At 62.2% G+C, this 12,096-nt stretch carries 10 protein-coding genes; 7 read left to right on the top strand and 3 right to left on the bottom strand.

The window, feature by feature from the left end:
* Nucleotide 1 precedes the first annotated feature (1 nt).
* Nucleotides 2-973, bottom strand: coding sequence for a GDP-mannose 4,6-dehydratase (gene gmd / locus CAF63_RS15410; RefSeq protein WP_007954189.1), 972 nt, complete (start codon nt 971-973; stop codon nt 2-4).
* Complete coding sequence (locus CAF63_RS15405; protein WP_085686101.1) at nt 970-1,884, bottom strand: GDP-mannose 4,6-dehydratase; 915 nt, start codon at nt 1,882-1,884, stop codon at nt 970-972. Before CAF63_RS15405 ends, gmd begins: the two co-directional genes overlap by 4 nt.
* Before the next feature lie 426 nt (nt 1,885-2,310).
* On the opposite strand from CAF63_RS15405, the gene CAF63_RS15400 reads away from it, so the two are divergent.
* The 7 genes from CAF63_RS15400 to CAF63_RS15370 are packed head-to-tail and all read left to right on the top strand — an operon-like array spanning nt 2,311 to nt 11,379.
* The gene (locus CAF63_RS15400) at nt 2,311-3,858 is read left to right on the top strand and encodes a glycosyltransferase (RefSeq protein WP_256574519.1); all 1,548 of its coding nucleotides are present in this window, start codon (nt 2,311-2,313) and stop codon (nt 3,856-3,858) included.
* Nucleotides 3,852-5,156, top strand: coding sequence for a glycosyltransferase (locus tag CAF63_RS15395; RefSeq protein ID WP_085686097.1), 1,305 nt, complete (start codon nt 3,852-3,854; stop codon nt 5,154-5,156). The genes CAF63_RS15400 and CAF63_RS15395 overlap by 7 nt, the downstream gene beginning before the upstream one ends.
* Entirely contained in the window at nt 5,153-6,049 is an 897-nt protein-coding gene (locus tag CAF63_RS15390) for a class I SAM-dependent methyltransferase (RefSeq protein ID WP_085686095.1), read from the top strand. Before CAF63_RS15395 ends, CAF63_RS15390 begins: the two co-directional genes overlap by 4 nt.
* Nucleotides 6,046-7,200, top strand: a complete 1,155-nt coding sequence (locus CAF63_RS15385; RefSeq protein ID WP_085686093.1) for an acyltransferase — start codon at nt 6,046-6,048, stop codon at nt 7,198-7,200. The genes CAF63_RS15390 and CAF63_RS15385 overlap by 4 nt, the downstream gene beginning before the upstream one ends.
* On the top strand, nt 7,194-8,012 hold the full coding sequence (locus CAF63_RS15380) for a class I SAM-dependent methyltransferase (RefSeq protein ID WP_085686091.1): 819 nt from the start codon (nt 7,194-7,196) through the stop codon (nt 8,010-8,012). Before CAF63_RS15385 ends, CAF63_RS15380 begins: the two co-directional genes overlap by 7 nt.
* Nucleotides 8,013-8,060: 48 nt before the next feature.
* Nucleotides 8,061-9,254 carry a DUF3142 domain-containing protein gene (locus CAF63_RS15375; RefSeq protein ID WP_085686089.1) on the top strand — a complete coding sequence of 398 codons (1,194 nt, stop codon included), beginning with the start codon at nt 8,061-8,063 and terminating at the stop codon, nt 9,252-9,254.
* Nucleotides 9,241-11,379 carry a hypothetical protein gene (locus CAF63_RS15370; protein WP_085686087.1) on the top strand — a complete coding sequence of 713 codons (2,139 nt, stop codon included), beginning with the start codon at nt 9,241-9,243 and terminating at the stop codon, nt 11,377-11,379. Before CAF63_RS15375 ends, CAF63_RS15370 begins: the two co-directional genes overlap by 14 nt.
* Here CAF63_RS15370 and CAF63_RS15365 read toward each other — a convergent pair.
* Nucleotides 11,376-12,005 carry a LysE family translocator gene (locus CAF63_RS15365; protein WP_085686084.1) on the bottom strand — a complete coding sequence of 210 codons (630 nt, stop codon included), beginning with the start codon at nt 12,003-12,005 and terminating at the stop codon, nt 11,376-11,378. The two genes, CAF63_RS15370 and CAF63_RS15365, sit on opposite strands and share 4 nt — an antisense overlap.
* Between the last annotated feature and the right edge of the window lie 91 nt (nt 12,006-12,096).

Below are 12,096 nucleotides of genomic sequence, written 5' to 3'. Positions count from 1 at the left end.
CCTACTCCTTGGCGACGCGTTTCATGTCCGCATCCATCATCATGCGGATCAGGGTGTCGAGGTCGGTCTTGGGTTTCCAGCCGAGCACGCGCTGGGCCTTGGCCGGGTTGCCGAGCAGCACTTCGACTTCGGCCGGGCGGAAGAACGCCGGGTCGATCTTCACGTAGTCGCGGTAGTTGAGGCCGACGTGATCGAAAGCGATGCGGCACATCTCGCGCACGGTGGTGGTGACGCCGGTGGCGACCACGAAGTCGTCAGGCTTGTCCTGTTGCAGCATCAGCCACATGGCCTCGACGTAGTCGCCGGCAAAGCCCCAGTCGCGCTTGGCGTCGATGTTGCCCAGGGCCAGCTCCTGCTGTTTGCCCTGCTTGATCCGGGCTGCCGCATCGGTGACCTTGCGGGTCACGAACTCGATGCCGCGCAGTGGCGATTCATGGTTGAACAGAATGCCGCTGCTGGCGTGCAGGTTGAAACTTTCGCGGTAGTTGACGGTGATCCAGTGGCCATAGAGTTTGGCCACGCCGTAAGGGCTGCGCGGGTAGAACGGGGTGTTTTCGTCCTGCTGCTCGGCCTGGATCAGGCCAAACATCTCGCTGGTGGACGCCTGATAAAAACGCGTGTGCGGACTGAACTGACGGATCGCTTCGAGCAAGTGAGTCACGCCCAGGCCATCGACGATGCCGGTGGTCACCGGTTGGTCCCAGGAGGCGGCAACGAAGCTCTGGGCCGCCAGGTTATACACCTCGTCCGGCGCCGACTTGATCACCGCGCGCTGGACCGAGCAGGCATCGGCCATGTCGCCATCCAGGTAGACGATGTCGGCTTCGACGCCCATCTCGCGCAGGCGCCAGCGCGAGTCGCTGCTGCGCCGTGCCACCAGGCCGTGAACCTTGTAACCCTTGTCGAGCAGCAGTCTGGCCAGATAGGCGCCGTCTTGGCCGGTGATCCCTGTGATCAATGCACTTTTTGTCATTCTTGTCGTACTCGCGTCTCCCAGTCGGACAGGATCGCCCGCAGGGATTGTTGTGTAGTGATTTGCGGCGTCCATCCTGTGGTCCGGGCCAGCCGTTGATGGCTGCCGCAGACGCGACGCTGATCGGTGCGGCGCATGCGTGCCGGATCCTGAACCAGTTGCAACTCGACCTCGGCCAGATCGCCCAGCTGTTCGATGAGGCTGCGGATGCTTTGCTCATGTCCGGAGCAAATGTTGTAGACCTGCCCCGGCGTGCCTTTTTCCAGCAGCGCGAAATAGGCCGAGACCACGTCGCCGACATCGAGGAAATCGCGGGTGACATCGATGTCACCGACTTCCAGCTGCGGTGCCTGCAGCCCTTGCTTGATGCGATTGATCTGCCGCGCGGCGCTGGCGATGACGAAGCTGTCCTTCTGCCCGGTGCCGATGTGGTTGAACGGACGCGCCACCAGCACCGGCCAGCCTTCGCTCAACCCCCATTGCAGACTGAGAAACTCGGCCGACAGCTTGCTCACGGCATAAGGATTGCGCGGGCAGGGCGGTTGTTGTTCGGTGATCGGCAGTGCGGCTTCTTCAACCTGGCCGTAGACGTCGCCCGAGCTGACATACAGGAACGTGCCCTTGAAGCCACGGGTCTTGAGTGCCTGCAACAGGTTCAGGGTGCCGAGCAGGTTGATGTCGATCGTACGTGCCGGGTCGCGGAAAGCTTCGGGGATAAAGGTCTGGCCAGCCAGGTGAATGACCGCATCGGGCAGTTGCGGCCACAGATCGATGAGGCTGTCCGGTTTTGTCAGGTCATAGGCAGAGGCGGCAGGCAGCAGTTGCCACGACGCGTCTTCCCCTTGCAGACGTGACTGGATGTGTTGTCCTACGAACCCGCTGAGGCCCGTGATGAACAGACTCTTTTTCAAACAGCGACCCCTTGGTCTTTAACTTTCACCTCTTCCCACAGGCTTTAAGGGAATGTCTGTCAGACCGAGAGAAAATCCGGTCGAGACAACGGGTGAAGTCGTTGTTGTAGTTGTTTGGTTGCCAATCTGTGCCAATTGCGCAGCAATTTCAACAGGGCAAATCGTGACTGGTCAGTTCTCGTCAGAGTAGCCGGGTTTTTCTCGCCGGGCGGTTCCCGAATCCTTGGCGGATGTGTTTAGAATGCCCCTCGTCGCGATCCCCGGCGGCTTTTCGCAAGGATCGTGCGACAGGGTAAAACCGAACATTAAAACAAGAACAGAGACGTGCCCGATGACGCAGGACGAACACCGCTGATACCGGTTCGATCCGACGCCCGGCCGTCATAGCGTGAAGCTGCCGGGATGGCGGATTCACCGTGGGATGCCATGAATTTCATTCTCTACTCGGACGTCAACGACCGCTCCATCAGCCAGAGTCTCGGGCGTCCCGAATACAGCTACTACTTCGTGCTCAAGGCCTATCGCCCGGTGTTGGAAAGCCTGGGTCGGGTGCATGTGGTGTCCGACCGCGCCGAGGTCGATCCACTCCATCGGCAGCTGCTCGCCGCCGGTGAGCCCTCTGTGTTTCTGTCTTTTACGCCGCCGCAAAATACCCCGACCAATCTCGAGTGCCCGACGATCTGCGTGATCGCCTGGGAGTTCGATTCGATCCCCGACGAATCGTGGGACGATGATCCGCGCCACGACTGGACGCAGATGCTCGCACGACAGGGACGGGCCATCACGTTGTCGAGCCACACCGCCCGTGCGATTCGCCGCGCCATGGGCGAGGACTTTCCGGTCCTCGTGCTGCCGACGCCCTTGTGGGAAAACTTCGCCGCCATTCGTGAGCAGCACGTCAGTGCGCCGATCAATCCCGGCGCGACCCTGGCAATCAAGGGCTGCATTTTCGACAGCCGCACGCTGGGACTGTCTGCCGATGACTTGCTGCCAAAACCGCTGACTGCCGAGCAACTGGCTGAAATCGAGGCTCTGCGCCCGCCACCGCTGACGGTCAAACGGCGCCTGGTCATTGCCCGTCATTATCTGCGCCTGTGGATGCTGGGCGCGGGTGAAGAACGGGTGAAATACCTGCACCACTGGTACTGGGAAGGTGTGCAGGATCTGCTGTCGGACAGCGCACACGCCTGGCTTGAAAAACGTTTACCGGCCATCGCCGCGCCGCATGCGGTGGCTGTGGTCGAGCCACCTCCGCTGGATTTGCCGGATACCTCTTCGGTAGTCGAGGCAACGGTGGAAGGCGTGGTCTATGTCACCGTGTTCAATCCCAAAGACGGCCGCAAGAACTGGCACCACCTGATCACTGCGTTCTGCTGGGCCTTTCGCGAAACGCCTGACGCGACGCTGGTGCTGAAGATTACCCAGAACGATCTGGCGTCCTACTACAGCGAACTGATGACTCTGCTCGCGCAACTGACACCGTTCGCCTGCCGGGTGCTGGTGATGCATGGTTATCTGGACGACGCGCAATACGCGCGGCTCTACCAGGCTGCCAGTTTCTACGTGAACGCCTCACGCTGCGAGGGCCTGTGCCTGCCGTTGATGGAGTTCATGTCCAGCGGCAAACCGGTGATCGCTCCGGATCACACAGCCATGGAAGACTACATCGACGACACGGTGGCCTTCGTCGTGCAGTCCAGCGAAGAGCTGACGATCTGGCCCCAGGACACTCGAATCATCTACCGCACCCTGCGCTATCGGCCCGACTGGGCTTCGCTCAAACGCGCCTATGAGAACAGTTACCGGATGGCCAAGTCGCAGCCGCAGGATTACGCGCGCATGTCCGCCGCTGCTGTCGAACGCATGCACGACTACTGCGCGTTCGCTCCGGTGCAACGGCGCATGGCGGACTTTTTCGGCCTCGTGCCGCTGGCTGCCGATGCCGCCCCCGTGACGGACAACGCCTCATGCTGATCATCATTCACTCGGAAACCAACCAGCACACCATCGCGCAGAACCTGGGGCGTTCGGAGTACAGCTATTACTTCGTGCTCAAGGAATACCGCGCGGTACTTGAACGCCTTGGGCGTGTGGTGGAAGTCGTCGACCCGGCGCGCGAAGTCGATGCGTTGTATCTGGAATGCCTGTCCCGTGGCGAGCCCTGCGTGTTTCTATCGTTCTCGCCGCCGCACCGCACGCCGATTCACCTGGCATGCCCGACGCTGCCAGTGTTCGCCTGGGAATTCAGCACCATCCCCAACGAACCCTTCGACAACGAGCCGCGCAATGACTGGCGCACGGTGCTCCGGGCCTGCGGCGCGGCGATCACCCATTCCAGCTACACGGTCAATGCCGTGCGCGAGGCCATGGGCGCCGATTACCCGATTGTCGCGGTCCCGGCGCCGGTATGGGATCGCTTCGCGGCCAAGGGCGCGCAGCTTCAGGGGCAGCCCTCGACAGGGCCGGTGCGCCTGACGATCAAGGGTTTGGTCGCCGATAGTCGTCAGCTCAATCTCGACGCGTTCGGCCCGAAACACTTGCGCCGTGGCGAGGGCATCGATCTCCAGGCGCCGGTGCGCGAGCAGGAGCTGCTGCTGGACGGTGTCGTCTACACATCGGTGTTCAATCCCGGTGACGGACGCAAGAACTGGGAAGACATGCTCAGTGCATTCTGCGTGACGTTCCGCGACATCGAAGACGCGACGCTGCTGCTCAAGCTCACGCACCACGATGCCGAAGAAGCGCTCAGCGACATTCTTCATCATCTGTATAAAAACCAGTCCTACCGCTGCCGCATCGTGCTGATTTATGGCTACCTCGCGGACGCGGACTATGAACGTCTGGTGCAGGCCACCCGTTACGTGGTGAACACTTCCTACGGCGAGGGCCAGTGCCTGCCGCTGATGGAATTCATGTCTTGCGGCAAACCGGCCGTGGCGCCGCGCACCACGGCGATGATCGATTACCTGAGCACCGACAACGCTTTCCTGGTCGAGTCCACCGATGAACTCACCGCCTGGCCTCACGATCCGCGCAAGGCGTTCCGCACGTTGCGCTACATGACCAACTGGGCGTCGGTCTGTGTGGCCTATCGCGACAGTTATGAGGTGGCGACAAACGATCCCGGGCGTTATGCGCAAATGTCGGCGCAGGCCGTTGCCAGTCTCCAGGCGTTCTGCAGTCAGGCGGTGGCTGAGCAGCGTTTGCGTGATTTCCTCGCTCAAGTGCAGGAATGTCGCGCTGTCGCTGCAACGGAAGCCACAGGCACATGATCCGCACATTGCTGAGGCGTCTGCGTCCGGTTGCGCGATCGGTGCCGATCTCTTTGCCGGTTGCTGCGCCTGAACCGCTGGCTTCCAGCGTGTCGCCGCGAGACGTAGGCCTGCACGACGCCATGCTCGACGGCTGGTTTCACGGCGACAGTGGCGAGTTGCTCAAGGGCTTTGCCATCGATGCGGACGACACGCTGCTCGATGTGGGTTGCGGTGAGGGCGTGGCGACGCTCTTTGCCGTGCGCCAGGGCGCCTCGGTGATCTTCACCGACAGCGAACACGACAAGGTGCGCGACCTCGCCCGGCAAGTCGAAGCGCAGAGCCGCAAGGCCAGTCTCGGCCTGGTCAGCAACAGCCTGCCACTGCCGCTGAGCGACGGCTGTGCGAGCAAGGTCGTGTGCATGGAAGTGCTGGAGCACATCGATCAGCCCGAGCCGTTCATGGCCGAACTGGTGCGCATGGGTCGTCCCGGTGCGTTGTACCTGCTCAGTGTGCCTGCGCCGGTCGGTGAGCATTTGCAGCAAGGCATTGCCCCGGCGGGTTATTACCAGTCACCCAATCATGTGCAGATTTTTACCCCGGAACGTTTCGCGGCGCTGGTGGAGGAGGCCGGCCTGGTGATCGAGCATCGTCAGGCCACGGGATTTTTCTGGGTCATGGGCATGATCTTTTTCTGGGCCAGCGAACGGGCTGCCGGACGTGACTTGGGCGGTGCCGTGCGCGACCGGATCCAGGCACCGTATCCACCGTTGATGGAGAGTTGGGCCAGAACCTGGCAGGACTTGCTGGCACAGCCCGATGGCTTGGCGATCAAGCAGATGCTCGACCGGTTCATGCCCAAGAGTCAGGTGATCATCGCCCGCAAACCACCCGATGCAGGACGTGTGTCATGAGCGGCAAGCGGATCATGGACATTGAAGTCCTGCGAGCTATCGCGGTACTCGGCGTGCTGTTTCATCACTTGCAGGGCAGCCTGTTCACCGACCCGGTGCCGTTGCTTGAAAAGATCCATGCCTGGGCGCAGCCGTGGTGGGGTGTTGATCTGTTTTTTGCGATATCCGGGTTTGTCATCGCCCGCAGCCTGATTCCCGCGCTGCGTGGCTGCAGCAGTCGTCAGGAATACTGGGAGCAGACGCGCAATTTCTGGCTGCGTCGGGTGTTTCGTCTGTTGCCGTCAGCCTGGCTGTGGCTGGCGTTGATGCTGCTGGCGTGTGTGTTTCTGAATCGATCAGGCGCGTTCGGCACGTGGTCGGCCAATGTCCAGGCCACCCTGGCAGGCGTGCTGCAGTACGCCAACTTCCGCTTTGCCGATGCGTTCTTTCATTACGAGTACGGCAGCAGTTTCGTCTACTGGAGCCTGGCGCTGGAGGAGCAGTTCTACCTGTTGTTCCCGCTATTGATCCTGCTGTGCCGCAGGCATCTGGTGTGGGCATTGCTGGCGCTGGTGGCGGTGCAATTGTTCACTGTGCGCACGCCGCTGCTGATGGTGATCCGTACCGATGCGCTGGCGCTGGGTGTGCTGTTGGCCATGTGGAGTGCGAAGTCTGGCTATCGCCGCTGGGAGCCTGTATTCCTGCGTCGATCATGGGCCGGTGTATCTGCGTTGATCGGTTTGGGGCTGCTGCTGAGTTTCATGGCCACGGACCGTTTCACCTTCGCCAGTTACCGCATCGGCTCGATTGCCGTGCTCAGCGCCGTGCTGGTGTGGATTGCTTCGTACGACCGCAATTACCTGCTGCCGGCCGGTGGCCTGCAACGACTGATGGCATGGATCGGCAGCCGCTCTTACGGCATTTACCTGATCCACATCCCGGCCTATCAACTGGTGCGGGAATTGACCTTTCGTTTGCAAAGCGCCGGTCTGCCGAGCCCGGCGGGGCACCCGATCGTGACGCTGCTGATCGCCGGTGGCCTGATCGTGCTGCTCAGCGAACTCAATTACCGCTTTATCGAAATGCCCATGCGCAATCGAGGCGCCACGCTGGTGAAACGCCTCGGCACTTCGCGAACCGTCGTCTCGTCCTCTGGAGCCACCTCATGCTGAGCCTTTTGAAAAAACTCACGGCGGCTCCGGCCCCCGTACAAGCTGTCGCACCGGTCGCCGACAAGGTAGACCCATGTATGCTCGGCCTGCACGACGCGATGCTCAGCGGCTGGTTCAACCAGCAAACCGGTGAGCTGTTCAAAGGCTTCCCGGTGACCGCCGATGACACCTTGCTGGACGTTGGCTGCGGCGACGGTGGCAACGTGCATTTCTGCGGCATGCGCGGGGCGAAGATCATCATTGCCGACATCGACGGCGCCAAGGTCGAAGCGACCCGTAAGCGCCTGAGCGATACGCCGGCGCGTGGCGTCGAATGCCACGTGACCGACTGCAATCCGCTGCCGATCGCCGATGGTACCGCCACTCGCGTGGTGTCCACTGAAGTCATCGAGCACGTCGACGACCCGGCGCAGTTCCTTGCCGAACTGGTGCGGGTCGGCCAGTCGGGCGCGCTGTATTTGCTCAGCGTGCCGCATCCCAGCTCCGAGGACCTGCAAAAGGACATCGCCGCGCCGGAGTATTTCCAGAAGCCCAACCACATTCGCATCATCAGTGAGGAACAGTTCAAGGCGATGGTCAGCGAGGCGGGGCTCGAGATCATCAGTCACAGCCAGTACGGCTTTTACTGGTCGATGTGGATGTTGCTGTTCTGGGAAGCCAAGGTCGAATTCAGCAATCCGGATCATCCGCTGCTCAATCATTGGGCCGAGACCTGGCAAGCGGTGCTGGACTCGCCGCGCGGCGCGCAGATCAAGCAGGCGCTGGATGCGGTGGTGGCCAAGAGTCAGGTCATCATCGCCCGCAAGCCCTGAGCGCTTTTGTGTAACCTTGCAGCCTGATGTCTCAGGGATCTGCAAGGTATGCGCTTTATCATCGGGTGGTCAGCCATGGTGGCTGTGTTGTTGCTGTGTGCTTGTGAACGACAGGACGCAGTGCCGCTCGATCAGCAGCTTTACGTCTGGCAACGGCAATGGACGCCGGCCCATGAACCCGCCCTGAATGACAGTCGCAACGACTTTTCGACTCTGCGGGTCTTGGCGTTGCAGGCTTTCCCGAATGCCGGATGGAGTCGTGCACGCGTCGATTCTGCGTTGCTGAAACGCGATGCCCGGCCATTGATCGCGGTAATTCGCCTCGACGGCCAGCTCAAGGCGCTCGACCCGCAAGCGGTCACGGCGCAGATCCTTCAAGTACTTGCCGACTTGCAAGGGCAGGGGCTCACGCTGGCCGGGATCGAGATCGACCATGACGCCGGCAGTGCCCGACTATCGGCCTACACCGAATTCCTCGCTCACCTGCGCGGCGCATTGCCGGCCAACCTGCCTCTGAGTATCACCGCGTTGCCTGCCTGGCTCGACAGTCCGCAATTGCCTGCGCTGCTGGCGACCGTCGACAGCAGTGTGTTGCAGGTGCACGCCGTCAGCGATCCGCGTCGCGGTCTGTTCGATCCCGAGCTGGCGCGGCGCTGGGCCAAAGCCTGGGGACGAGTGACAGACAAACCGTTTTATCTGGCGCTGCCGGCTTATGGCGTGGCGTTGTTGGCGGATGCCGAGGGCGCCCCGGTGGTGGAAAGCGAAGTGCCGCTCGAACGGGGTGGTCAGCGACGCGAATTGCTCGCCGATCCGCAACAACTGGGTCTACTGGCCAATAAATTACGCAAGGATCGCCCGGCGCATCTGGCCGGTCTGATCTGGTTTCGTCTGCCGTTGGCCAACGACCGCAGAGCCTGGAGTCTGAGCACGTTGCGCGCGGTCGCCCGAGGCGATGCGTTGAGCAGCCAGCTCGGCCTGACGTTCACCGATCAGAATGGCCTGCAAGACATCGCCCTGCGTAACGTTGGTAACCTCGACAGCGCCTGGCCCGCCCGCATCATCATCAAGGCCCGGGGCTGCGAAGGGGCTGACGCACTCGCCGGTTATGCGTTGCAACAGACGGCGGATCTGCTTACCTTCACCCGCCTGCGCGACGGCCGCCTGCCGGCGGGCGGGCAGCGGGCGATCGGTTGGGCACGCTGCGCAAATATTGATCAAGGAGGTTCGCATGTTGACCCGTAACTGGCCCCGCCACCTGCTTTGCCTGAGCCTCAGCCTGCCGCTTGGCTCGGCGCTGGCCTGCGGCCCGGATTTTCCGATGCGTCTGCTCGATGATCGTGGGCAATCACTGGCGGAACTGCCGGAGGGCAACTTCAGGTTCGAGATCAGTCGCCTCGGCAAAACCATTGCCGGGTTGAAGAACGTCACCGCCGCCACCCACAATCCGGATGACATCTACGCCGAGGCGCCAGATCCCGCCGAGGTGCGCGACAAGGCCGAGCAGATCGGTCTGACACCTGAACAGCAGGCACTGGTCAAACGACTGCGCAGCCTGACCGATGCGCGTCAGGTCGACGTGCAGGGCGCGAGCCTGCCGGCGGAACTGCGTCTATATGTGGCGGGCGCCGTGGCGTTCGGCGCCGGTGACCATCAACTGGCTGTCGAGTATTTCCGTCAGTTGCTGGCGCTGCCGGCCGATCAGCGCGCGTTGCGCAGCACCTGGGCGGCTTATTCGCTGGGCCGGGCGTTCTTCGCCATGAGCAGCGAAGCGGGCGACGCGCTCGAAGCCTTGGAAAACGCCATCGAAGCCTTCCGTCAGACGCGGCAACTGAGCATCGACGGTTTCAGCGATCCGCTAGAGCTGGGCGTGGCCAGCCTTGGCGAAGAGGCGCGGGCGCTGCGTACAGCGGGGGACTGGAACAACGCCATCAAGCTGTATGCCGCGCAGAACCTGCACGGCTCGAACGTCGGTTATACCTCGCTGAAGCAGTTGATGAACGAACTGGCCGAGGAGCCCGAAGACCGGCTGGCGAAATTGCTGCGCGGGGAAGCGGTGCAGCAACTGGTGACCGCCTCGCTGATCAGCCGGATCGGCTGGTCGTTCGGCGATGAGCCACCGAACGAGAAGAAGCTGGTCAAAGCGCTGCAAGCAAGCACCCGCGGCAGCCTCGATAATGCTGATCGTCTGGCGGCGATGAATTATCAGCAGGGCGATTACGCCAGCGCCAAGGCATTCCTCGAACACGCTGGCGACAGCGGTCTGGCGTGGTGGCTGCGGGCAAAACTGGCCGTGCGCGATGGCGACAGGAACACGGCAGTTGCGGCCTATGCGAAAGCTGCGCAAGCGTTCCCGCAGGAGGAGTCCTGGGGCGAGCGGCGTACCGCCGACTGGAATCTCGAAACCGTGCAGCCGAAATGCCGGGTCGAGGGCGAGAGCGCGATCCTTGCGCTGCAACGTGGCGAGTACTTGCAGGCCTTCGACCAGTTGTATCGCAGCCAGCATATTTACTGGTTCGACGCCGCGACCGTGGCCGAGCGGGTGCTGACGGTCGAAGAACTGAAAAACTACGTCGATACCAATGTCCCGGCACCGCCCGCGCTGAGCCAGCAGGATCGCGACAATTACGTGCCGCTGCCGGTGGCCGCAAGCCTGCGCAATCTGCTGGGGCGGCGGTTGCTGCGTGAGGGGCGTTATGAAGAGGCGGTCGGCTATTTCGACAGCGCCGATCTGCAGAACAAGGCCCGGCTCTATGGCCAGCAACGCCTGAAGGCGGATTCGGCATGGTGGCCAACCAAGCGTGCCAGCGCGCTGTTCAATGCCGCGTGGACGGCCCGTGAGTGGGGCATGGACATCCTGGGCTATGAAATGGCTCCGGATTACGCGACCTTCGGCGGTAACTACAGCCTGGAAAATACCGAGCTGAAAGTCGGCCCGCTGGTCAGCGAAGCCGAAGTGCAACGTCAGAAGGCCAGTGAGGCGCAGCCGGATGAGCGTTATCACTATCGGTTCGTCGCGACGGCGCTGGCCAGTAGGGCGGCGGATAATCTGCCGCACACCAGTCAGGCATTCGCCGCCGTATTGTGCTCGGCGGCGGGCTGGAACAGCAGCCTGGAAGAGCAGAGCGCCTTGTACAAACGCTATGTCGACGAAGGGCCGTACGTACCGTGGGCCGTGGATTTCGGCCATCAATGCCCTTATCCGGACTTCGAAAACGCTGACAAGCGATACGTCACTCAGGTGACCGACTCGGTGCGTTCGACACTGCGGCCGTACAAGTGGCCGGTGCAGATCGGAGCGATCGTGGCCTTCAGCGCTGTGGCGTTGCTGCTGATCACTCGACGCCAGCGCAAGTCCCACAAGGGCTAAGCCTGCTGGACAAAGGTCAGGCGCACCGCAAAGCCGATCAACAGGCTGCCAAACAGCCATTGCTGCACTCGCTGGGCCGTCGGGCTGTGTTGCAGCCAACGGCCCAGCGCGGCGCCGGTCAGGGCGTAGGCGCTGTCGAACAACAGACCGGCGCCCACCAGCATCGCGCCGAGCACAGCGAATTGGGTCAGAACCGGTGCGCCATTTGCCACGATGAATTGCGGCAACAGCACCGAGCAGAACAGCAAGGCTTTCGGGTTGAGCAGATTGGTCAGCAGGCCGCGACGGATGGCTGCATACCACTGCGCATGACTGTCCGTTACGGTGTCGGCGTTCAGATCCGGCAACAGCGTGGTGCGCAGGCATTGAACGCCGATCCACAGCAAGTACGCCGCCCCGGCGATCCGCACGGCATCGAACGTCCACGGCGCCGCCTTGAACAGCGCCGCCAACCCCAATGCCGCGAGCGCTACATGACAGCCTCGGGCAATCGCCAGGCCCACTGCGGTGGCCAGCGCTGCGCCGCGACCCTGGCGGGCACCGGTCTGCAACAGCAGGATCATGTCCGGGCCGGGCAGCAGATAGACCACCGCCAAAGCCAGGAAAAACAGCCAGAGACTCGCCATGTCGCACCCCTTTCGTTGTCGATTTGGTCGCCTCAGTCTAGGGCCGAAGGGCAGGGCAGGTGGTTGCGTAGTCAGCTTCTAAAGGCCTCTG

The organism is Pseudomonas sp. B20(2017) (genome assembly GCF_002113125.1).
Classification (GTDB): domain Bacteria; phylum Pseudomonadota; class Gammaproteobacteria; order Pseudomonadales; family Pseudomonadaceae; genus Aquipseudomonas.
This window is presented reverse-complemented; position numbering and strand designations above follow the sequence as displayed.